Below are 22,437 nucleotides of genomic sequence, written 5' to 3'. Positions count from 1 at the left end.
CGAAGTGGCGCTCTTTGCCGCACAGTTGGGTTGGCTTATGACCCAAAAAGTTGGGTACCGGAGTCTGGACAAAGAAAGCGAAGGTGCCCATTCAGCTCTGACAGGGGTAAGACGATCTGGCGAAGCGGCATGTTTTCAGCCGCACAGCCAGAGTGGATTGCATCCCGAAGAATAGGCTACTTCCCATTCGACTGACAGCAAGTAATGGTTCCATATAATTTTCACATCTACTTAGGGGGTAAACGGACTATGGCGAAAAAAGTATTAGTTTTGGGCGAAACGCGTGAAGGCGCTTTGCGTAATGTCTCATTTGAAGCAATTGCGGCTGCCAAGAAAATTTCTGGCGGCGGAGAAGTAGTAGGCGTTCTGATTGGGGATTCGGTTGCTGATTTTGGTGCTGAATTGATTGCATACGGAGCAGACCGTGTCGTAACGGTAGAACACCCGCACTTGAAGTCATACACATCTGACGGCTATGGCCAAGCATTTATGGCAGTCGTTGAGCAGGAAAATCCGGAAGGCCTTGTCTTTGGCCACACAGCAGTCGGAAAAGACCTGGCACCGAAAATCGCTTCCAAGTTGCAGGCTGGATTGATTTCGGACGTAACGGATATTGAAGGCGAAGGCGATGAAGCTGTCTTTATCCGCCCGATCTTCTCTGGTAAAGCATTTGAAAAAGTGAAGCTGAAAGAAGGCATCGACTTTATCACAGTGCGTTCGAACAACATTGCACCACTTGAACGCCAGGAGCGTACAGGCGAAGTTAGTTCATTGTCTGTAGATATCACGAACCTTCGCACCATCATTAAAAACGTTGTCCGCAAATCTTCTGAAGGTGTCGATCTTTCGGAAGCGAAAGTCATCATCGCCGGTGGCCGTGGCGTGAAGAGTGCTGAAGGATTTGAGCCATTGCAGGAATTGGCGAATCTTCTAGGCGGCGCTGTTGGCGCGTCCCGTGGCGCATGTGACGCAGATTATTGCGATTACTCGCTTCAAATCGGACAGACAGGGAAAGTGGTTACACCGGACCTGTATATTGCAGCCGGCATTTCCGGAGCGATTCAGCACATGGCGGGTATGTCCAACTCGAAAGTGATCGTGGCGATCAACAAAGATCCAGAAGCGAATATTTTCAAAGTAGCAGATTACGGCATTGTCGGAGACTTGTTTGAAGTCATCCCGATGCTGACAGAAGAATTCAAGAAAGTAATGTAATTTTGGATGGCGGCGGGTCTACAAGACTCGCCGCCATTTTCTGTTTAACGCACCCAATTGACGGGTAATGGAAGAGTAGGCAAATAAATAGCTGTTGTTTTTAACGCATGCTATACTCTGTATATAGTTTGGTTTTAATCATAAGGAGGAATTATTCATGGCAATCGTACACGGTACAGATCAGAACTTTTCACAAGAAGTATCAGAAGGACTCGTTTTAGTAGATTTTTGGGCAACTTGGTGCGGACCATGTAAAATGATTGCTCCAGTGCTGGAAGAGTTAGACGCTGAAATGAGCGATAAAGTTAAAATCGTAAAAGTTGATGTGGATCAAAACCAGGAAACAGCTGGAAACTACGGCATCATGTCAATTCCGACTTTGCTATTGATGAAAGACGGAGAGACAGTAGATAAAGTAGTTGGTTTCAGACCAAAAGAAGCATTGGCTGAATTGGTTGAAAAACACGCATAATTCTTAACCGGGTCCAGTGATGGTGCCCGGTTTTTTAATAGGGTGAGATAAAAGATGGCTAACGAATTGATTCAGCATAAATTAGCAATATTGCCTGATCAACCAGGCTGTTATTTGATGAAGGACCGCCAGAATACCGTCATTTATGTCGGCAAGGCGAAAGTTCTTAAAAATCGCGTGCGCTCCTACTTTACGGGAAGCCACGATGCAAAAACCCAGCGTTTGGTCAATGAAATCGAGGATTTCGAATACATCGTGACATCTTCCGATAAGGAAGCGCTGATTCTTGAATTGAATTTGATCAAGAAATACGATCCGAAATACAACATCATGCTGAAAGATGACAAAAGCTATCCGTATTTAAAGATTACCGGTGAGCGCCATCCGAAGCTGATCACGACCAGACATGTCAAAAAAGACAAAGGCAAGTATTTCGGTCCGTATCCGAATGCTTATGCCGCGGCAGAGACGAAAAAGTTGCTGGACCGCCTGTACCCATTGCGGAAATGCCATACCATGCCGGACCGGGTTTGTTTGTATTATCATTTGGGGCAATGTCTTGCGCCATGCGTCAAGCCAGTAGAAAAAGAAACCTATCAGGAAATGATCGACGGCATCAGCAAATTTCTAAATGGCGGTTTTCGTGAAGTCAAACAGGAATTGGTCGAGAAAATGTCTGAAGCGGCAGAAAATCTGGAATTTGAGCGGGCCAAGGAATACCGTGACCAAATTTCGATGATTGAAACCGTTATGGAAAAACAGAAAATGGCGATGAATGATTTCACCAATCGCGATGTATTTGCTTATGCGGTCGATAAAGGCTGGATGTGTGTGCAGGTCTTTTTTGTGCGCCAAGGCAAATTGATTGAACGGGATGTTTCGCTTTTCCCGCTTTACCGGGACCCGGAAGAAGAATTTTTGACTTATCTTGGCCAGTTTTACGAAAAACCGAACCATGTTAAGCCCAATGAAATTCTGCTTCCGGAAGCGGACGATCCGGATATGCTGAAAGAATGGCTCGGAGTCCGGGTGCTCGTTCCGCAGCGCGGCAAGAAAAAAGATTTGGTGGCGTTGGCGAAGAAAAATGCCGAGATTGCCATTAAAGAGAAATTTCAGCTATTGGAGCGCCAGGAAGAACGGACAGTCGGTGCATGCGTAGATTTAGGTGAAGCAATGAACATTGAAACGCCTTTGCGCATCGAAGCGTTCGACAACTCGCATATTCAAGGTGCCGATGCGGTGTCTGCAATGATTACGTTCATTGACGGCAAGCCTTCTAAAAAAGATTACCGGAAATACAAAACGCGAAACGCTTCCAAGCCCGATGATTATGCAGCGATGCGTGAAGTGATCCGCCGGCGCTATTCACGGGTCTTGAAAGATGGATTGCCTTTGCCGGATTTGATTGTCATTGATGGCGGCAAGGGACAAATGGAATCAGCCCGTGAAATTCTGGAAGATGAACTCGGCTTGTCGATTCCGATTGCCGGTTTGGCAAAAGACGCCAAGCACCAAACGTCCCAATTGCTCTATGGTTCACCTCCTGAAGTGGTTCCGTTGAAACGGACCAGCGAAGCATTTTACTTGATGCAGCGCATTCAAGATGAAGTCCACCGTTTCGTTATCACGTTCCACCGGCAGCTGCGCGGCAAGAATTCGATCCAGTCCGCTTTGGATGGCCTTGAAGGAGTTGGCCCGAAACGCAAACAGCAATTGCTGAAGCATTTCGGTTCCGTCAAAAAAATAAAAGAAGCTTCTATAGAAGATATTCAACAAGCGGGAATCCCGTTAGCTTTGGCGACATCCATCAATCAGCATTTTGCTGAGGAGACATTGCCAAGCGATTCATAACATGTTATCGTAAGACCATAATTGAATCACTTGGAAAAGTGATGATAGAGGCGCGAACGTCAATAGTAAGCATTTGGAGATTTGCAGAATCCGTGAAGAATGTTGAAAGGGGCGGTCGCCGAAGTGTGCGTATTTACTGCTGTTTCGCATGCTGGTTCTGCATTTAAGAAGTGCAGAGCTGTCAGAGTCAATCTCTGGAGGGCTATCTCACATGGACGTTTTTCGTACATGATAAAAGAGGTAGTTTGCCGCGGTTGCGGTGAGCTGCCTCTTTTTGTGTCTTTGCCCGGGAGTTATGCTGTTTCCTGGCTAGGCATGTTGAGGGCCACATACTAAATGTGGGAGTGGATGGAATGGAAACGATCGTCATGAAATTTGGAGGCACGTCTGTTGCTACACCTGAGAAAATCATTGGAGTGGCAGAAAGAGCCATTCGAGAAAAAGAAAAAGGAAAACGCGTAGTCATTGTGGTTTCGGCAATGGGCAAGACAACAGATACGCTGCTTGGGTTAGCAGGGGAAATCTCAGCTGAGCCGCCGAAACGGGAAATGGATATGCTATTGGCTACAGGCGAGCAGATTACCATCTCGTTACTGGCTATGGCCTTTAAGAAGCTTGGCCATGAAGCGCTATCGTTTACGGGGTGGCAAGCCGGAATTGAAACAGAGTCTGTTCCGCGAAATGCCCGGATTGAACAAATTCACACGGAACGGCTTGAACGCGTGCTTGACAATGGTTATTTATGTGTAGTGGCTGGATTCCAAGGGGTAGATAAAATCGGTAACATCACCACCCTTGGCCGGGGAGGTTCCGATACGACCGCAGTCGCACTTGCGGCAGCGCTCGGAGCTGAAAAATGCGAAATCTATACCGATGTCGACGGTGTCTACACTTCCGATCCACGTTTTGTAACAGGTGCACGGAAGCTGGAACAGATTTCATATGACGAAATGCTCGAACTCGCTAATCTGGGAGCAGGTGTGCTACACCCGCGTGCAGTTGAATTCGCAAAAAACAATCGCGTACCATTATCGGTCAGAGCAAGTTATTCAGACGAGCCTGGCACAATCATACAAGAGGTGATCACTGTGGAAAAAAACTTAATCGTCAGAGGTGTAGCGTTCGAACCTGGGGTAGCGCGTGTAACTGTCATTTACAAAAAACCGTTTAACGGATCGCTGGCAAATATTTTTACCAAGTTGGCAGAAAATCAGATCGACGTTGATATTATTGTTCAAAGCATCAGTGATGAATTTCCTCCTTCGGTATCGTTTTCCATCAGCCAGGAAAGCTTGGAAGAAACACGCCGCGTGTTGACTGAAGCTCAAAGTGAAATTGGCTTTCTTTCCATGAATGTGGAAATCGGCCTATCGAAAGTCTCCATTGTCGGGTCAGGCATGGTATCAAATCCAGGGGTGGCTGCACGGATGTTTGATATTTTGAGAAGTCAAGACATCCCAGTGAAGATGGTCAGCACATCTGAGATCAAAATTTCAGTGGTAGTGCCGGAAACGGATATGAAGAAATCGGCAAATGCTTTGCACGAGGCCTATGGACTTTCAGAACTTCAGGTGCATCAAGACATATCTTGAATTAAAAACGGTGTACGTGAAAATATTCACAAAATGTTCAAATTCTCAATAGCAATGCTGCGATAATCCCGACAACAGTGGAATACAGCAGAAACAGCTGAAAAAGCGATTCTCAATTAGAGAATCGCTTTTTCGCATAAATCTAATAAAACGGTTACATTCACATAGGTTTTCCCCCTTATGCGGCGTGAAGTCCCCCTTTTTAATGTAATAACTATCTGTTTAAAAGGGATTCGTTGCCTTGACGCTCTCAGAGGGGGGGAGTACAATAAATATGTCATATTCTTGTATCATGATGGTGTTGCGGCTTCAGGTGCTTTCGTCAATTTTTCGTTTGCTCTGGACGCTGCCAATCAATGTTTTGAGGGGGGTAAAATTTTGGATAACAATCGTGAATTTTTAATGCGCAGGCTGCACTCATTGTTGGGGATCATTCCTATCGGTTTATTCTTAACGCAGCACTTAATCGTCAACCATTTTGCAACTCAGGGTGTGGAGTCATTCAATAAAGCATCCGAATTTATGGCTAATCTTCCATTCGTCATTTTCCTGGAGATTTTTGTCATCTATTTACCAATCTTGTATCATGCGTTTTATGGCCTATACATAGCGTTTACTTCGAAGAACAATCCTGGCCATTATAGCTATTTGCGCAACATTCTGTTCGTTGCACAGCGCTATACAGGTGTCTTCCTTGTAGTCTTCATCGCTTGGCACGTATTTGAAACAAGATTCCAAGTTGCAATCGGAGCAGCTGCTGCAGCTGATTTCAACATGATGGAAAACATTTTAAGCAACCCGTTCATGCTGGCATTCTACATCGTCGGTGTCTTGGCTGCAGTCTTCCATTTATCAAACGGACTTTGGTCTTTCCTTGTTACATGGGGAATCACACAATCCGAAGCATCTCAACGAAATGCAACATATTTCACACTTCTAGTATTTATTGTATTATCGATCATTGGTATCAGAGCATTGTTTGCATTCGTTTAAGAATGTTTCAATCATTGGTGAACTAAAAGAGGAGTGAATACTAACATGGCGAAGGGCAAAATTACGATCGTCGGTGGCGGCCTAGCTGGCCTAATGGCAGCAATTAAAGTTGCAGAAGCAGGTTCTTCCGTCGATTTATTTTCAATCGTTCCCGTTAAACGGTCCCACTCAGTATGTGCGCAAGGCGGGATCAACGGAGCGGTTAATACAAAAGGTGAAGGGGATTCCCCGGATATTCACTTTGATGATACTGTATACGGAGGCGACTTCCTTGCGAATCAGCGTCCCGTAAAAGCAATGGCGGATGCAGCACCTGGAATTATCCGGATGTTTGACCGCATGGGCGTTATGTTCAACCGTACGCCGGAAGGCCTTTTGGACTTCCGCCGCTTTGGTGGAACGATGTACCACAGAACAGCATTTGCCGGTGCAACAACTGGCCAGCAATTGCTATACGCATTGGACGAGCAAGTTCGCCGCTACGAAGTGAGCGGACTGATCACGAAATACGAAGGCTGGGAATTCCTGGGTCTTGTTCTTGACGAGCAAGGCGTCGGCAAAGGGATCACAGCTCAAAATATGACGACTATGGAAATCAAATCGTTCCGTGCAGATGCTATCATCATGGCAACTGGCGGACCGGGGATCATTTTCGGGAAATCGACGAACTCTGTCATCAATACAGGTTCAGCGGCTTCTATCGTCTATCAGCAAGGTGCATACTACGCAAACGGCGAATTTATCCAAATTCACCCGACAGCGATTCCAGGAGACGATAAACTGCGCTTAATGTCAGAATCAGCTCGTGGGGAAGGCGGACGTATTTGGACATACAAGGACGGCAAGCCTTGGTATTTCCTTGAAGAAAAATATCCAGCTTACGGAAACCTGGTTCCACGTGATATTGCAACACGTGAAATCTTCGATGTCTGCGTCAACCAAAAACTCGGCATTAATGGCGAGAACATGGTCTACCTGGATCTTTCACACAAAGATCCTAAAGAGCTTGATATCAAACTAGGCGGCATCATTGAGATCTACGAGAAATTCACTGGTGATGACCCTCGCAAAGTACCAATGAAAATCTTCCCGGCTGTCCATTATTCAATGGGTGGATTATGGGTCGATGACCACCAAATGACAAGCATCCCTGGCGTTTTGGCAGCGGGTGAATGTGATTATTCTCAACACGGCGGTAACCGTCTAGGTGCGAACTCATTGCTTTCAGCGATTTACGGCGGTATGGTCGCAGGACCAAACGCTATTGAATATGTAAATGGCCTTGATGTGTTGGCAGAAGATCTTCCTTCGGCTATTTATGAAAAATACGAAGCAGAAGAGCAGCGCAAATGGGAAGAAATCCTTGCATTGAACGGCACAGAAAACGCTTATGTCCTCCACAAAGAGCTTGGCGAATGGATGACGGACAATGTAACAGTAGTACGCTACAATGATCGTTTGCAGAAGACGGATGAAAAACTCCAGGAACTGCTTGAACGTTTCAACCATATCAATATTACTGATACACAGCTTTGGAGCAACCAAGGCGCAATGTTTACACGCCAGTTGCGAAATATGCTACATTTAGCACGAGTGATCACAATCGGAGCGCTTAACCGTAACGAAAGCCGCGGAGCTCACTACAAACCGGAATTCCCGGATCGTAATGACGAAGAATTCCTTAAAACGACTATGGCTAAATTTAATGGCAATGATGCACCTATCTTCCACTATGAAGAAGTCGATACATCGTTGATTCCACCGCGCAAACGTGATTACTCAGCAAAAGCATAATCTAGAAGGGAGCTAATTTACCATGGGTGAAGCAGCAAAGACGGTTATATTTGAAATCGAACGCCGAAACTCTACGGATGAGAATTCGTATTGGGAAAAGTTCGAATTGCCATATAAAGCGAATATGAATGTCATCTCGGCATTGATGGAAATTCGCCGTAACCCTGTCAACATGGAAGGGAAGAAAACCACTCCTGTAAACTGGGACATGAACTGTCTGGAAGAGGTTTGTGGAGCATGTTCGATGGTCATCAATGGCAAAGCGCGTCAATCGTGTACTGCTTTAGTTGACCAATTGGAACAGCCAATCCGCCTTCAGCCGATGAAGACATTCCCTGTTGTCCGTGACCTTGTCATTGACCGCAGCCGGATGTTCGATTCGTTGAAGAAAGTTAAAGCATGGGTGCCGATTGATGGTACGCATGACCTTGGAGACGGACCACGTATGCCTGAGCGCAAGCGCCAATGGGCTTACGAATTGTCTAAATGTATGACTTGCGGCGTATGTCTTGAAGCATGCCCGAACGTCAACGATAAATCTGATTTCATCGGAGCTGCCCCACTTTCACAAGTTCGCTTGATGAACGCGCATCCAACTGGTTCTATGAACCGCGATGCACGTTTGAATGCGATTATGGGTGAAGGCGGACTTGCAAGCTGCGGTAACTCTCAAAACTGTGTGGAGTCTTGTCCAAAAGGAATTCCTTTGACAACTTCAATCGCAGCGTTGAACCGCGACACGACTGTTCAAATGTTCCGGAACTTCTTCGGAAGCGACAGAATGGTTGACTAGTATCCACTAAAACCCCGCTGCGGCGGGGTTTTTATTTTGTCCTGTTTAGAAAATGCCTGCTCTTTTCTCAAGTTTTTGATATACTAGGAAAATGAAGAAGTTGAGCCAGTGGAGGTTTTTTCGATGAAAGCAAATTATATTGAGAATTTCAATGAGTGGAGCCGGGAATTTTCCTTTTCCGCTCCGGTGCAAGTGCGGTTTTCTGAAACCGATATGTTCGGTCATGTGAACAATACGGTACCGATCGCTTATTTTGAATTTGCACGGATTGAATTCATGAAAGAGATGGGTTTGATGCAGCGCTGGTTGGAAGCTGGCAATGAATTATTTCCTGTCGTCGCGGATATGCAAGTGGATTTTGTGCAGCAAGTCTTTTTTGATGAAAAATTGAGTGTCTACGTCAAAATCGCGCGTGTCGGAACTTCTTCGGCAGATGTCCATTATTGGACGGTCAACGAAAAAGAGGAAACATGTTTCACTGGGAGAGGGACGATCGTCCAGATTTCGAAAAAGACTGGAAAAGGCCATCCTTGGTCCGAGCAAGACATCGAATTGCTGCGTGCCGAACAGTTGGCGACCGTTAAAAAATAAGTGAGTTCTTGCTATATCAATAAAAAACCTTCACTATAAGAAGAAGATGGTTTTTCAAGGAGTGGTAATTATTAATGAATGATGACAAGCAAGGCATCAGCCATGATTCAGAACGTATCGCATTCATGGAAAAGGAACTGCGTTACATTTCAGGGATCATTAAGCAAAAAGGCCGGGAGATTCTGAATTCCTATACGATTACACCACCTCAATTCGTTGCATTGCAATGGCTGTTTGAACATGGCGACATGACCATCGGCGATTTGTCGAACAAGATGTATTTAGCGTTCAGCACAACGACGGATCTGGTCGATCGCATGGAAAAGAACGAACTCGTTGTCCGTATCCGTGAAGAACAGGATCGCCGTGTCGTGCGGATCAAATTATTAAAAGAAGGCGAGCGGGTCATTGAAGAAGTGATTCAAAAGCGCCAGGAATATTTGAAAACGGTATTAGCGGATTTCACAGTAGACGAAGCGGAACAATTTGCAGCTTTGCTTGAGAAACTGCATACAAACATGAAATAGGATAGAGGCGATGACGTTGAATGCGCCAATCGGAGTAATTGATTCAGGAGTCGGTGGACTTACCGTCGCAAAGGAAATAATGAAACTATTGCCGAATGAGCAAATTTACTATATCGGTGATAATGCCAGGTGCCCTTATGGCCCGCGTCCGCTTTCGGAAGTACGGACCTATACGTGGCAAATGGCTAATGCATTGATGAAAAAGAATATAAAAATGCTGGTCATCGCTTGCAATACCGCAACAGCAGCAGCGCTGTATTCTCTTCAGAAACACTTGCCGATCCCTGTAATCGGTGTAATCTTTCCTGGAGCCAGAGCTGCAATCAAATCATCAACAACAAAAAACATTGCCGTTTTGGGCACTTTAGGGACAGTGCAAAGCGGAGCCTACGAGAAAGCAATCTTGTCTCTCGTTTCTGCTTCCCACGTCGTGCAGCTGGCATGCCCGCGTTTCGTTCCTTTGGTTGAAAGTGATGAATACGAAGGTGAATTCGCTCACCGCATTGTCCAGGATACGTTAGCGACAATTGCCCATGAAGAATTCGATACCGCCATTTTAGGCTGTACCCATTATCCGTTGCTGCAGGGCTTTATTGAAGAAGTTCTTGGTGATACGGTCCATGTGTTGTCTTCAGCAGAAGAGACAGCAAAGGATGTAGAACGTTACTTGAGCTATAAAGATCAATTCGCAGAATGGAAGCAGCCGCCGGTGCATCGTTTTTATACATCAGGCTCTACACAGATTTTCGGTTCCATCATCCAGAAATGGCTGGGGATTGAGGAACCGCTGATCCATTCGATTCGCTTTCCCAAAACCTGATGGCTTCCGGCTGTCAGGTTTTTGTTGTTGTCAGGGAAATATGGTAAGCTATTTGAGCATATATGAGGAGGATTTTTATGACACGCATAGATAATAGACAAACAAACGAACTGCGTCCCGTATCAGTGGACGTCGACTACTTGATTCATCCGGAAGGTTCGGTTCTGATTACTGTTGGACAGACAAAAGTCATTTGTACAGCGACGATTGAAGATAAAGTACCCGGTTTTTTACGCGGGCAAGGCAAAGGCTGGATTACTGCTGAGTACTCCATGTTGCCGCGCGCTACCAACAGCCGGAACCGCCGCGAAGCTTCAGCCGGCAAAATTGGCGGACGCACAATGGAGATCCAACGCCTAATTGGCCGTGCATTGCGTGCTGTAGTCGACCTGGAGAAGCTGGGTGAGCGTACTTTATGGATTGACTGCGACGTGATCCAGGCAGACGGTGGAACGCGCACAGCATCCATTACAGGCGCTTTTATCGCGATGACAATGGCCATCAGCAAATTAGAATTGCCGGCATTCCCGGTAACGGATTTTCTTGCAGCGACAAGTGTTGGCGTTTCTGCTGAAAATGGGCCGATCCTTGACTTGAATTACGTTGAAGATTCAAGTGCGGAAGTTGATATGAACTTGGTGATGACCGGTGCAGGCCATTTTGTGGAATTGCAGGGAACAGGCGAAGAATCCACTTTCACACGTGCCCAATTGAATGAGTTATTGGATCTTGGAGAAGTGGGAATCAGCCAATTGATTGCCATGCAGCGTGAGGCACTGGGTGAAATCGCTTTGCGTGTTGGTGAAAAGGTGCCGGCAGAACTATGAAAAAAATTGTAATCGCAACTCAAAACAAAGGCAAAGCCAAAGATTTCGAAACCATGCTGTCTCCACTCGGCTATGAAGTGCTGACTTTGCGGGACGTGGCAGAGGATATGGACGTGGAAGAAACAGGCGTGACATTTGAAGAAAATGCTATTTTGAAAGCTGAAGCTGTAGCGGATGCGCTTGGCATCCCGGTTATATCAGATGACAGTGGATTGGAAATTGACGCGTTGAACGGGGAACCGGGGGTCTACTCAGCGCGCTATGCAGGCCTCGCTAAGAGCGATGACGCAAATATCGACAAAGTGCTCGAGAAATTGAGTGGCGTGCCGGACAGCGAGCGTACAGCGCGTTTTCGGTGTGTGTTGGCTGTCGCAGCTCCTGGTCAGAAGACCGAAACCTTTTCGGGGTCATGCGAAGGAATGATCCTTCATGAGCGCCGAGGCAATCATGGTTTTGGCTACGATCCGATTTTCTTCGTGCCTGAACAGGATAAAGCAATGGCTGAACTTGAGCCTCATGAAAAAGCAGCGATCTCTCACAGAGGAAATGCTTTGCGCAAGTTGCAGGAAAGCCTGCCGACATGGATGAATAAACAAGAATAAATGCCTGTAAATTAATTTTAATGTTTTTTTAAAATAGCATTGACTTTTATTCAAATCATTTCTATAATTAAAATTGTCTTTCGTTAGAAAAGCGAAGCCGCCCGCATCAGCAGGCGCCACAGTCTGGACTCTAAGAAAGCTTTGGTCTCAGTAGCTCAGCTGGATAGAGCAACGCCCTTCTAAGGCGTCGGTCGGGGGTTCGAATCCCTCCTGGGACATTATAGGAATGTACATAGTACAACAAAGAAACCTCCTCATCGTTCATGGAACGGCGGGGAGGTTTCTTTGTGCATGCAACAGGTGATTTTTCATCTCTGAACTACCGGCTTCTATATGGCTTTTTATATTCGCTTTTGGCGTGAATTTTAAGGAGAGTGAAACTAAATCCTGCTTAAGACGTAATACTTATAAGGAGGTTTTTTTATGCCAGTATGTGAAAGATGCGGAACTCAATGGACTTGGAAGCAGTCGATCATGGCCTCATGGAAAATCCATGGCCCCATGCGCTGTCCGAATTGCAAGGACAGTCAATATGCAACACCAAAATCTCGGCAACGAATGACGCTGATCAATTGGATGATTCTTTTGCCTTTGCCATTTGCAATAATTTTGGATTTACCATTGATTTATACAGTCGGCATGATGATTGTACTGTTTGCGATTGGCCTGTCCCTGATTCCAAAATTTCTGGAACTGACCAGCGAACAGAAAGCTTTGTGGTGATGGGCAATCATTATTCCAACAATAAGGTTTTTATTTTCGCTCTAACGGGAATATGATATGATTATGAGATACAAAAGAGGTGGTAGGATGCGGAAGAAATATCGCGATTTAAAGCGCAAGGGGAATGTCATTGTTTTTCCGACGACCGTAACACGTTTGTTGTCTGAAGGAATGACCTATTTAAAAGAAGAAAAGTACGAAGATGCCCGTGACAGTCTATATCAAGTTTTGTCATATGAACCTGAACACGCAGCAGCCCTCGGCGGTTATGCCTATTGCCTCTATGAGCTTGGGGAATTCCAGGAAGCGCTAGAAGTGTGCCGTGAATTATTGAAGATCGGACCGATTCATTACCTGGAAACGATGGAATTATACATAAGTATTTTGATGCAAGTTCGCGAATTTGAAGAAGCGGAAAAAATGATTGAAGCTCTAATAGAAGAAAAAGTGTTGCCGGAAGAACGGCTGGAACAATTCCAGCAATTGCGTGACTTGAACGAACGCATTGCATCAAATGCGGCATCTGAAAAAGTGGATGCTTCGAAGTACGCCATCGATACATTTTTGGCGCTTCACCCTGCGGAACAAGAGCAATTGATTCTGGATTTGCCGACGACTTCCTATCAGGCTTTGAAGAAGAAGCTGATTGCGATCATCGAACATCCGGAAGCCGATCTCTTGACGAAGACATACATATTATTCATGCTGTTCCAGGAAAAGATCGATGCGGAAGTTTCCGTCCGAAAATTTCATTACCAAGGCACATTCAGCATCAATGAATTGCCGGATCCGGTGAACAACAGCCGAATCCGGAAAATCACCGCTATCATCGACAACGAGCTGGCGAAGGATCCGACTCGTCTAGAGATGGTCAAAGAACTGTTTGAACGGCATATTTATCTATTGTATCCGTTCATCTGGGATGACTATAATGAAGAAGACGTGGCGCAGGGGTATATGGATTACACAGAAGGGCTGTTCAGCGGAATGACTTCATTCAGTGAAGACGAAAAGCTGCTCGAGCTGATTCAGCAGGCCGAACTTTGGTTCGAAATGCGCAATGGGTAGAAATAGTTGAACCTGTCGGCATGTGTGCTATAATATTGAAGTTGTCAAAATTCGTATAAAACGTAAAATGACTTTGTAGAAAATGTTTGGAGGGCTTATAATATGTCAGCAAAATGGGAAAAACAAGAAGGTAACACAGGGGTTCTTACAGTTGAAGTTCCTGCAGAAGAAGTAAACGCCGGTCTTGATAAAGCGTTTAAGAAAGTTGTTAAAGAAATTAACGTACCAGGTTTCCGTAAAGGAAAAATGCCTCGTCAAATGTTCGAAAAACGTTTTGGCGTAGAATCACTTTACCAGGACGCTTTGGATTTCATCTTGCCTGACGCTTACGCGAATGCAGTTGAAGAAGCAGGAATCAACCCGGTTGACCGTCCTGAAATCGACATTGAAACAATCGAAAAAGGCCAGCCTCTTGTATTTACAGCGAAAGTGATTGTAAAACCAGAAGTTGAGCTTGGCGAATACAAAGGTCTTGAAGCATCGAAACCTGATACTGAAGTGACTGACGAAGACATCGAAAACCAGTTGAAAGAAAACCAGGAGCGTATGGCTGAGTTGACTGTTAAAGAAGACGAAGCAATCGTTGAAGGCGATACAGCTGTTATCGATTTCGAAGGATTTGTTGATGGAGAAGCTTTTGAAGGCGGCCAAGGAAATGATTATTCCCTTGAAATCGGATCAAACTCTTTCATCCCTGGATTTGAAGAGCAATTGGTAGGCGTTAAAGCTGGAGAAGAAAAAGACGTTGAAGTCACTTTCCCAGAAGAATACCACGCTGCTGAACTTGCAGGCAAAGCTGCAACATTCAAAGTGAAAGTAAACGAAGTTAAAGGCAAGGAACTTCCAGAGTTGAACGACGAGTTCGCTAAAGAAATCGACCCTGAAGTGGAAAGCCTTGAAGCGCTTCGCACGAAAATGAAAGAAAGCCTGATTGCTGAGAAGAAATCTGCTGCTGATGCAACGCTTCGCGACGAATTGGTTCAAAAAGCTGCTGAAAACGCAACAATCGATATTCCTCATGCAATGATCCACACAGAAATGGACCGTATGATGAGTGATTTCGAACAACGTTTGACTCAACAAGGCATGAACCTTGAATTATACTTCCAGTTCTCTGGGCAAGACGAAGCTGCACTTCGTGAGCAAATGCACGGTGATGCTGAAACACGCGTACGCGTTTCATTGACACTTGAAGCTATTGCTGAAGCTGAAAACATGCAAGTTACTTCAGAAGACATCGACAAAGAGCTTGAAAAAATGGCTGGTCAATTCAACATGGACATTGAACAGATCAAAACAGCTCTAGGTGGAACTGAAATGCTTGAGAACGATATCCGCATGCAGAACACAGTTGAGTTCCTAGTGGACAACGCTAAAATCGCTGAATAACACATAAGCAACATATAAAGAATTAGGAAACAAGGTGCGGAGACGCACCTTGTTTTCCACTACATAGAACACTGGAATTATACTTAGGATGCCAAGAAATTGACTGTGAATCTAATTAGTTGCTACAATTACGATAATCTTGTAAGATAATGGCTTGAATAGGGGTGAATACATTGTTCAAATTCAATGACGAGAAAGAGCATTTAAAATGTTCATTTTGTGGTAAACCACAGGAGCAAGTTCGTAAACTGGTCGCAGGACCAGGTGTTTATATTTGTGACGAATGTATTGAGCTTTGTACGGAAATCGTAGAAGAAGAGCTTGGTACAGACGAAGAAGTAGAATTCAAAGAAGTGCCTAAGCCAAAAGAAATTCTGGATATTTTAAATGGCTATGTCATCGGCCAGGAAAAAGCGAAGAAATCGTTGGCTGTAGCAGTTTATAACCACTACAAACGCGTCAACTCAAACAGCAAAATCGATGATGTCGAGTTGTCGAAATCTAATATTGTCTTGATCGGACCAACAGGAAGCGGGAAAACCTTGCTTGCACAAACTTTGGCCCGCATTCTGAATGTGCCGTTTGCGATTGCAGACGCAACTTCATTGACTGAAGCTGGTTATGTCGGAGAAGACGTAGAAAACATTCTACTAAAGCTGATCCAAGCTGCAGACTATGATGTGGAGCGCGCAGAAAAAGGAATCATCTATATTGATGAGATCGACAAAGTGGCACGCAAATCCGAAAACCCATCGATTACACGCGATGTTTCCGGTGAAGGCGTACAGCAGGCCCTTCTGAAGATTTTGGAAGGAACCACTGCAAGTGTTCCACCTCAGGGCGGACGCAAGCATCCACATCAGGAATTCATCCAAATCGATACGACGAACGTTCTGTTCATCGTAGGCGGTGCTTTCGATGGAGTAGACCAAATCATCAAACGCCGTCTCGGCAATAAAATCATCGGTTTCGGTGCAGATCCGAACAAGGAAGAATTGGATGAGAAATCATTGCTTAGCCAATTGATTCCGGAAGATCTGTTGAAATTTGGTTTGATTCCAGAGTTCATCGGCCGTTTGCCTGTATTGGCAAGCCTTGAGCAATTGGATGAAAAAGCTTTGGTTGAAATCTTGACTGAACCGAAGAATGCATTGATCAAGCAATATCAGAAGATGATGGAACTTGATGGCGTTAAATTGACTTTCGAGCCTGGTGCACTTGTTGAAATTGCGAAATTGGCAATTGAACGCAAAACCGGTGCCCGTGGACTTCGTTCAATTATCGAGAATATCATGCTTGAAGTGATGTTTGACCTGCCTTCACGTGAAGACATCGTTGAATGTGTCATCACAAAAGAAACTGTTGCGGATAGCGTACAGCCTAAACTGATTTTGGAAGATGGCTCCGTATTCGTCAACGACAATAATGAGAAAACATCCGCGTAAAATGAGTGGAACTTCACGCAGTGGAAAAGTCTCACTGAGTGGCAGTTGAACCAATCAAAAGGATGATACGGGCTGACTCTGATCGTGCGCATCCGCGCATTTCGGAGTTGGCCCGTTTTTATTAGAAAAGCGGAAGCACCTGTCAAGGCTGCGATATGTCTTATAACCTTAAAAACTTACTTACGATTGTTTCTTGTTGAAAATATTCCCGGAGGTGACTTCCCAGATGGCGAAGAAAAAAGTGACGAAAAGTGTGCCATTACTGCCATTGCGCGGACTTCTTGTATTCCCGACGATGGTATTGCATATAGATGTAGGCCGTGAGCGTTCGGTGGCTGCATTGGAACAGGCATTGCTGGATGACAACATCATCTTTTTGGCAACTCAAAAAGACATGAGTACAGAGCAGCCGGAGAAAGACGATCTCCACAAAATCGGTACGCTGGCATATGTCAAGCAGATGCTGAAATTGCCGAATGGCACAATCCGTGTACTGGTTGAAGGTTTGGAACGCGGACAAATGAAGAACTACGAGGAAGGGGAGGACTTCACGATTGTTGAAGTGACTTCTTTCCCGGACGAAACAGAAAGAGATGCAGAACAAGACGCCCTAATGCGTTTGTTGATTGAGCATTTTGAGAACTACGCGAAGAGCTCGAAAAAAGTCAGCACAGAAACGTATAATACCGTTGCTGATATTGAAGAGCCTGGCCGCTTGGCGGATATGGTCGCTTCCCATCTTTCGATGAAAGTGGCTGCCAAGCAGGAAGTTTTGGAAACATTCGATATCAGCAAACGCTTAGAGCTTTTGATTACCCGTCTCCATAGTGAACAGGAAGTCGTAGATCTGGAAAAACGGATCAACCTTCGTGTGAAAAAAGCGATGGAGCAGACGCAAAAAGAATTTTATTTGCGCGAGCAGATGAAAGCGATCCAAACGGAACTTGGCGACAAAGACGGCAAATCAGCTGAAGTGGTCGATCTGAAAAAACGGATCGAAGAAGCGAAAATGCCGGAATCTACTCAAAAAGTGGCTTTCAAAGAACTGGACCGTTACGAGAAACTTCCTTCTGCAGCTGCAGAAAGCGGCATTATCCGCAATTATATCGAGTGGTTGGTAACGATTCCGTGGTCGGAAGCGACAGATGATCGTCTGGATATCAAATACGCAGAAGAAGTGTTGGACCGTGACCATGATGGACTGGAAAGCGTCAAAGAACGCGTACTGGAATACTTGGCTGTCCAGCAGATGACCAATTCATTGCGTGGCCCAATTCTTTGTCTGGTCGGACCTCCAGGTGTCGGGAAAACGTCCTTGGCGAAATCGATCGCCGAATCCTTGGACCGCAAATTTGTCCGCGTTTCACTTGGCGGCGTCCGCGATGAATCGGAAATCCGAGGCCATCGCCGGACGTATGTCGGTGCGATGCCAGGCCGTATCATACAAGGAATGAAAAAAGCGGGAACCGTTAACCCGGTCTTCCTGTTGGATGAAATCGATAAGATGTCGAATGATTTCCGCGGCGATCCATCTTCGGCGATGCTGGAAGTATTGGATCCAGAACAGAATAATTCGTTCAGTGACCATTACATTGAAGAAACGTATGATCTTTCCAATGTGCTTTTCATCGCGACAGCCAATGATTTAGGATCAATTCCTGGACCGCTGCGTGACCGGATGGAAGTCATTTCAATTGCGGGCTACACAGAAGTCGAAAAACAAATGATCGCTAAAAACCATTTGGCACCGAAGCAATTGAAAGAACATGGTTTGACGGAAGAACAGTTGCAGTTTGATGACGAAGCCTTGCTTAATATCGTCCGCTACTATACGCGCGAAGCGGGTGTCCGTGGACTGGAACGCCAAATCGCTTCAATCTGCCGCAAAGTAACCAAGCAAATTGTCTCAAAAGAGAAAGACCAAGTGAAAGTCGGCGCAGAAGAAGTGGAATCGTACCTTGGAAAACGCAAATTCCGTTACGGAATGGCTGAAACAGAAAACCAAATCGGCGTGGCTACTGGCCTTGCCTATACAACAGTCGGCGGGGACACGCTTCAAATCGAAGTTTCGCTGTCAGCCGGCAAAGGCAAATTGCAGTTGACTGGTAAGTTGGGGGACGTTATGAAAGAATCTGCACAAACGGCATTGTCGTTTGTCCGTGCCCGTGCTGAATCTCTTGGGATCGATCCGAATTTCCATGAATCGCACGATATCCACATCCACGTTCCGGAAGGCGCTGTTCCAAAAGACGGCCCTTCAGCGGGGATTACCATCGCGACTGCTTTGGTATCTGCTTTAACGAAACGTCCGATCCGCCGTGAAGTCGGCATGACGGGTGAAATCACCTTGCGCGGACGCGTTCTGCCAATCGGTGGAGTCAAAGAGAAAACCCTGAGTGCGCACCGTGCTGGCCTGAAAACGATCATCCTGCCGCTTGATAACGAGCGCGACCTGGAAGATATACCAGAAACAATCCGTGAAGAGTTGACCTTTAAACTGGTTTCTCAAGCGGATGAGGCATTGGAAATTGCCTTAGAAGGAGAAAATGAATGAAAGTTAATAATGTAGAACTAGTCATCAGTGCCGTCCGTCCGGATCAATATCCGGAAGACGGTTTACCGGAATTCGCTTTAGCCGGACGTTCAAACGTCGGGAAATCGTCTTTCATCAACAAAATGATCGGGCGCAAAAGCATGGCACGAATCTCATCTAAACCCGGCAAGACACAGACCTTGAACTTCTATAAAATTGAAGAAAAGCTGTTCTATGTCGATGTTCCCGGATACGGCTATGCCAAAGTATCAAAAAGCGAACGGGAAGCATGGGGCAAGATGATTGAAAGGTACATCACAGACCGCGAACCATTGCGTGCTGTGATCCAAATCGTCGACTTGCGCCATCCGCCAAGCAGAGATGATATTGCAATGTACGATTTCATGAAGCATTATGACATTCCATGCATCATTATCGCAACCAAAGCGGATAAAATTCCTAAAGGAAAATGGGACAAGCACAAGAAAATTGTGCGCACCACGTTGGATATGGATAAAACCGATCCATTGATCATTTTTTCGTCTGAAACCGGTCTCGGCAAAGACGAAGCTTGGAAAGAAATCGAAAGCAGAATGCAATAAATTCAAGCGCAGCCTCCGGGCTGTGCTTTTTTTATTGGAAATAGCTCCTTCTTCCATAGATTTCCCTCTGCCTAACTGCTCTTCAATCGCCCGCCTAAAGCGAATTTATCTCTCGCGATAGTTTGAGTTGACAGGTAATTCCGACTAAGAGCGTTATACTTGTAGACGTCAGACACCTTTGCTACTATTAATTTATAATAATTATAAATAAGGACTATATTCATGCCTTGTTCACAAATTCAAAGGCATTTTAAAGATGATAAGTGGTATACTAAATCTAGAGGAAATATGAACGTGAAAGGTGTTTTGTACCCATGCATACATTAGTAGTCGGGGTGAATTATCGCTCTGCACCCGTGGAGATTCGCGAAAAGCTTTCATTTATTGAAAATGAGCTGCCACAGGCGATGCAGGCGTTAAAAGAACAAAAAAGCATATTGGAGAACGTGATCGTGTCCACTTGTAACCGGACGGAAATCTATGCGGTCGTGGATCAGCTTCACACTGGGAAGTATTATGTGAAGCAATTTCTTGCTGACTATTTTGGCTTGCCGCAAGAAGCCATTTCCCAGTATTTATTTGTCCATGAGCAAGATCAGGCAATTGAACACTTATTCCGTGTAACAGCCGGCATCGACTCAATGGTATTGGGTGAAACGCAGATTCTTGGGCAAGTAAAAAACAGTTTCCTTGCAGGCCAAGAGCACGGCACTACAGGTACGGTGTTTAATCAATTGTTCAAGCAAGCTGTTACATTGGCGAAAAGAGCGCATTCTGAAACGGCCATCGGCGAAAATGCCGTGTCGGTATCGTATGCAGCTGTTGAACTCGGCAAGAAGATTTTTGGTACGCTTAAAAACAAACATGTTGTTATTTTAGGTGCCGGAAAAATGGGTGAATTGGCCATCAAGAACTTGCAGGGGAGCGGAGCTGACCGTATCACTGTCATTAACCGTACATTCGAGAAAGCGGAACTGTTGGCAGACAAATTCGGCGGCAATGCAAAACCGTTGAACCAATTGCAATGCGCTTTGCTGGAAGCGGACATTCTGATTTCATCAACCGGCTCGACTGACTTTGTCATCGATCTTGAATTGATGCAGTTTGTGGAAAAACTACGCAAAGGCAAACCGTTATTCATGGTGGATATCGCAGTTCCACGTGATATGGATCCACGCATCGGCGACTTGCCGAATGTCTTCTTGTACGACATTGATGACATGCAAGGCATCGTAGAAGCGAATTTGGCAGAACGTGAACGCGCGGCTGGCCAAATCATGACCATGATCGATCAGGAAGCACTTCAGTTCAACGACTGGCTGACAACGCTTGGCGTTGTCCCGGTAATTTCCGCGCTGCGCCAAAAAGCGCTTGGCATACAGGCTGAGACCATGGCAAGCATTGAAAACAAAATGCCGGATCTGACTGACCGCGAAAAGAAAATTCTCAACAAACACACCAAATCGATTATCAATCAATTGTTGAAAGATCCGATTCTGCAAGCGAAAGAAATGGGCGGAGCGCCTAAGTCACGTGAGCAATTGGAATTATTCATGCAAATTTTCGGAATCGAAGAAGACGTTGAAAAAGAAATTGAAAAGCAGTCGCAAGCTGCACAAAAGAAAACGGAAAAAGCCGTTCTCGAAACCCAACAAGCAACTGAAACTCCCAAATATTCATTTTAAGCTTTCTTAAAGAGGCGTTTTCGGATCTATATGTTAAAATGTAGAGACGGAACGCCTTTAACTATGGAAACGAAGGGGAATGGGATGGCTGATATAACAATGGCAAGGCTGCACGAAGCTATGGTTATACTATATGCTGTCAGCCTTGTTTTTTATTTTATAGATTACTTATATAAAGAGAAAAGGGCCAGCCGGATAGCCATGACGCTGCTCGGCATTGTATGGGTGCTGCAGACGGTCTTCCTGGTGCTGTATATCGTTGAGACTCAGCGATTTCCGATACTGACTTTATTCGAAGGCATTTATTTTTATGCCTGGTTGCTGGTGACGTTGTCGCTCGTATTGAGGATTTTCTACCGTTTTGATTTTGCTGTATTCTTCATCAACATCATTGGATTCATCTTCATGACGATCCACACCTTCGCGCCGGTCCAGATCGAGCGTTCGCCTGTCGGGGAATCGCTGGTCTCGGAATTATTGTTCATCCATATCAGTTTCGCGATTTTATCCTATGTGGCATTTTCCTTGTCATTCGTTTTTTCGGCGCTTCACATGATCCTTTACCGATTATTGAAGCAGAAAAAATGGACAAAGCAATGGAGCAGCTTGCCGTCACTCAGCCAAACACAGCAATTTATGACGATTTCGATTCTCGTCGGGATTTCGCTGCTGTTCGTGTCATTGGTGCTCGGGCTGCAATGGGCATTTATTTCACTTGCTGCATTTTCTATCTTCGACATGAAGATTGTCGGATCGTTCATCTTGCTGGTGGTCTACAGCTTTGTGCTGTGGTGGCACCGCAAAGGCTCGTTGAATGGGATGAATTACGCGCTGGCACATACGTATGCATTTTTATTGCTGCTGATCAATTTCTTTTTAGGCAGCCGATTATCTGAATTTCATTTTTGGTATTAA

Annotated in this window: 20 protein-coding genes, 1 tRNA gene and 1 riboswitch; all 21 genes read left to right on the top strand. The window is 45.3% G+C overall.

Going from position 1 to position 22,437, the window contains the following annotated elements; genetic code table 11:
• The first annotated feature begins 249 nt into the window (after window positions 1-249).
• The 21 genes from QMA01_RS06685 (at window position 250) to ccsA (ending at window position 22,437) form a co-directional block, all read left to right on the top strand.
• The gene (locus QMA01_RS06685) at window positions 250-1,215 is read left to right on the top strand and encodes an electron transfer flavoprotein subunit alpha/FixB family protein (RefSeq protein WP_191716005.1); all 966 of its coding nucleotides are present in this window, start codon (window positions 250-252) and stop codon (window positions 1,213-1,215) included.
• Window positions 1,216-1,372: 157 nt separating this feature from the next.
• Window positions 1,373-1,687 carry a thioredoxin gene (gene trxA / locus QMA01_RS06680; RefSeq protein ID WP_008431421.1) on the top strand — a complete coding sequence of 105 codons (315 nt, stop codon included), beginning with the start codon at window positions 1,373-1,375 and terminating at the stop codon, window positions 1,685-1,687.
• 54 nt (window positions 1,688-1,741) lie between these two features.
• Window positions 1,742-3,538, top strand: a complete 1,797-nt coding sequence (gene uvrC / locus QMA01_RS06675) for an excinuclease ABC subunit UvrC (RefSeq protein WP_191716004.1) — start codon at window positions 1,742-1,744, stop codon at window positions 3,536-3,538.
• 37 nt (window positions 3,539-3,575) lie between these two features.
• Window positions 3,576-3,751: riboswitch (Lysine riboswitch) on the top strand.
• A gap of 140 nt (window positions 3,752-3,891) precedes the next feature.
• Window positions 3,892-5,130: an aspartate kinase gene (locus QMA01_RS06670; protein ID WP_290214576.1), complete on the top strand. Its 1,239-nt coding sequence runs from the start codon at window positions 3,892-3,894 to the stop codon at window positions 5,128-5,130.
• Between the two features lie 378 nt (window positions 5,131-5,508).
• On the top strand, window positions 5,509-6,123 hold the full coding sequence (locus tag QMA01_RS06665) for a succinate dehydrogenase cytochrome b558 subunit (protein WP_191716002.1): 615 nt from the start codon (window positions 5,509-5,511) through the stop codon (window positions 6,121-6,123).
• Window positions 6,124-6,168: 45 nt separating this feature from the next.
• Window positions 6,169-7,917 (top strand): succinate dehydrogenase flavoprotein subunit, encoded by a 1,749-nt coding sequence (sdhA, locus tag QMA01_RS06660; RefSeq protein WP_191716001.1) that lies wholly within the window; start codon window positions 6,169-6,171, stop codon window positions 7,915-7,917.
• A gap of 22 nt (window positions 7,918-7,939) precedes the next feature.
• A complete protein-coding gene (sdhB, locus tag QMA01_RS06655) occupies window positions 7,940-8,710 on the top strand; it encodes a succinate dehydrogenase iron-sulfur subunit (protein ID WP_290185214.1) in 771 nt (256 codons plus the stop codon).
• 123 nt (window positions 8,711-8,833) lie between these two features.
• Window positions 8,834-9,301: an acyl-CoA thioesterase gene (locus QMA01_RS06650; protein ID WP_191715999.1), complete on the top strand. Its 468-nt coding sequence runs from the start codon at window positions 8,834-8,836 to the stop codon at window positions 9,299-9,301.
• 74 nt (window positions 9,302-9,375) lie between these two features.
• Entirely contained in the window at window positions 9,376-9,828 is a 453-nt protein-coding gene (locus tag QMA01_RS06645; RefSeq protein WP_191715998.1) for a MarR family winged helix-turn-helix transcriptional regulator, read from the top strand.
• A gap of 16 nt (window positions 9,829-9,844) precedes the next feature.
• Window positions 9,845-10,648 (top strand): glutamate racemase, encoded by an 804-nt coding sequence (gene racE, locus QMA01_RS06640; protein WP_191716075.1) that lies wholly within the window; start codon window positions 9,845-9,847, stop codon window positions 10,646-10,648.
• Window positions 10,649-10,725: 77 nt separating this feature from the next.
• On the top strand, window positions 10,726-11,475 hold the full coding sequence (gene rph / locus QMA01_RS06635) for a ribonuclease PH (protein WP_290185211.1): 750 nt from the start codon (window positions 10,726-10,728) through the stop codon (window positions 11,473-11,475).
• On the top strand, window positions 11,472-12,077 hold the full coding sequence (locus QMA01_RS06630) for an XTP/dITP diphosphatase (protein ID WP_290185209.1): 606 nt from the start codon (window positions 11,472-11,474) through the stop codon (window positions 12,075-12,077). Before rph ends, QMA01_RS06630 begins: the two co-directional genes overlap by 4 nt.
• Before the next feature lie 144 nt (window positions 12,078-12,221).
• Window positions 12,222-12,295: transfer RNA gene (locus QMA01_RS06625), tRNA-Arg, on the top strand.
• Between the two features lie 205 nt (window positions 12,296-12,500).
• The gene (locus QMA01_RS06620) at window positions 12,501-12,800 is read left to right on the top strand and encodes a TIGR04104 family putative zinc finger protein (RefSeq protein WP_290185207.1); all 300 of its coding nucleotides are present in this window, start codon (window positions 12,501-12,503) and stop codon (window positions 12,798-12,800) included.
• 87 nt (window positions 12,801-12,887) lie between these two features.
• Window positions 12,888-13,868, top strand: coding sequence for a tetratricopeptide repeat protein (locus QMA01_RS06615; RefSeq protein ID WP_290214575.1), 981 nt, complete (start codon window positions 12,888-12,890; stop codon window positions 13,866-13,868).
• A 102-nt stretch (window positions 13,869-13,970) separates the two neighbouring features.
• Window positions 13,971-15,257: a trigger factor gene (gene tig / locus QMA01_RS06610; RefSeq protein WP_191715993.1), complete on the top strand. Its 1,287-nt coding sequence runs from the start codon at window positions 13,971-13,973 to the stop codon at window positions 15,255-15,257.
• 173 nt (window positions 15,258-15,430) lie between these two features.
• Complete coding sequence (gene clpX, locus QMA01_RS06605; RefSeq protein ID WP_191715992.1) at window positions 15,431-16,702, top strand: ATP-dependent protease ATP-binding subunit ClpX; 1,272 nt, start codon at window positions 15,431-15,433, stop codon at window positions 16,700-16,702.
• 226 nt (window positions 16,703-16,928) lie between these two features.
• Window positions 16,929-19,256 carry an endopeptidase La gene (gene lon / locus QMA01_RS06600; protein WP_290214574.1) on the top strand — a complete coding sequence of 776 codons (2,328 nt, stop codon included), beginning with the start codon at window positions 16,929-16,931 and terminating at the stop codon, window positions 19,254-19,256.
• Window positions 19,253-19,837, top strand: a complete 585-nt coding sequence (gene yihA / locus QMA01_RS06595; protein ID WP_290214573.1) for a ribosome biogenesis GTP-binding protein YihA/YsxC — start codon at window positions 19,253-19,255, stop codon at window positions 19,835-19,837. Before lon ends, yihA begins: the two co-directional genes overlap by 4 nt.
• A 314-nt stretch (window positions 19,838-20,151) precedes the next feature.
• A complete protein-coding gene (gene hemA, locus QMA01_RS06590; protein ID WP_191715989.1) occupies window positions 20,152-21,522 on the top strand; it encodes a glutamyl-tRNA reductase in 1,371 nt (456 codons plus the stop codon).
• 84 nt (window positions 21,523-21,606) lie between these two features.
• Window positions 21,607-22,437 carry a cytochrome c biogenesis protein CcsA gene (ccsA, locus tag QMA01_RS06585; RefSeq protein ID WP_191715988.1) on the top strand — a complete coding sequence of 277 codons (831 nt, stop codon included), beginning with the start codon at window positions 21,607-21,609 and terminating at the stop codon, window positions 22,435-22,437.

The organism is Planococcus notacanthi (assembly GCF_030407825.1).
Classification (GTDB): Bacteria; Bacillota; Bacilli; order Bacillales_A; family Planococcaceae; genus Planococcus; species Planococcus notacanthi.
The sequence above is the reverse complement of the archived record's forward strand: the minus strand, read 5'-3'. Positions and strand labels throughout refer to the sequence as shown.

What these genes read in the sequence shown, in the direction of transcription:
- QMA01_RS06685 (WP_191716005.1), top strand. Translation starts at nt 250, where the DNA reads ATGGCGAAAAAAGTATTAGTTTTGGGCGAAACGCGTGAAGGCGCTTTG.
- trxA (WP_008431421.1), top strand. Translation starts at nt 1,373, where the DNA reads ATGGCAATCGTACACGGTACAGATCAGAACTTTTCACAAGAAGTATCA.
- uvrC (WP_191716004.1), top strand. Translation starts at nt 1,742, where the DNA reads ATGGCTAACGAATTGATTCAGCATAAATTAGCAATATTGCCTGATCAA.
- QMA01_RS06670 (WP_290214576.1), top strand. Translation starts at nt 3,892, where the DNA reads ATGGAAACGATCGTCATGAAATTTGGAGGCACGTCTGTTGCTACACCT.
- sdhA (WP_191716001.1), top strand. Translation starts at nt 6,169, where the DNA reads ATGGCGAAGGGCAAAATTACGATCGTCGGTGGCGGCCTAGCTGGCCTA.
- sdhB (WP_290185214.1), top strand. Translation starts at nt 7,940, where the DNA reads ATGGGTGAAGCAGCAAAGACGGTTATATTTGAAATCGAACGCCGAAAC.
- QMA01_RS06650 (WP_191715999.1), top strand. Translation starts at nt 8,834, where the DNA reads ATGAAAGCAAATTATATTGAGAATTTCAATGAGTGGAGCCGGGAATTT.
- QMA01_RS06645 (WP_191715998.1), top strand. Translation starts at nt 9,376, where the DNA reads ATGAATGATGACAAGCAAGGCATCAGCCATGATTCAGAACGTATCGCA.
- rph (WP_290185211.1), top strand. Translation starts at nt 10,726, where the DNA reads ATGACACGCATAGATAATAGACAAACAAACGAACTGCGTCCCGTATCA.
- QMA01_RS06630 (WP_290185209.1), top strand. Translation starts at nt 11,472, where the DNA reads ATGAAAAAAATTGTAATCGCAACTCAAAACAAAGGCAAAGCCAAAGAT.
- QMA01_RS06620 (WP_290185207.1), top strand. Translation starts at nt 12,501, where the DNA reads ATGCCAGTATGTGAAAGATGCGGAACTCAATGGACTTGGAAGCAGTCG.
- QMA01_RS06615 (WP_290214575.1), top strand. Translation starts at nt 12,888, where the DNA reads ATGCGGAAGAAATATCGCGATTTAAAGCGCAAGGGGAATGTCATTGTT.
- tig (WP_191715993.1), top strand. Translation starts at nt 13,971, where the DNA reads ATGTCAGCAAAATGGGAAAAACAAGAAGGTAACACAGGGGTTCTTACA.
- lon (WP_290214574.1), top strand. Translation starts at nt 16,929, where the DNA reads ATGGCGAAGAAAAAAGTGACGAAAAGTGTGCCATTACTGCCATTGCGC.
- yihA (WP_290214573.1), top strand. Translation starts at nt 19,253, where the DNA reads ATGAAAGTTAATAATGTAGAACTAGTCATCAGTGCCGTCCGTCCGGAT.
- hemA (WP_191715989.1), top strand. Translation starts at nt 20,152, where the DNA reads ATGCATACATTAGTAGTCGGGGTGAATTATCGCTCTGCACCCGTGGAG.
- ccsA (WP_191715988.1), top strand. Translation starts at nt 21,607, where the DNA reads ATGGCTGATATAACAATGGCAAGGCTGCACGAAGCTATGGTTATACTA.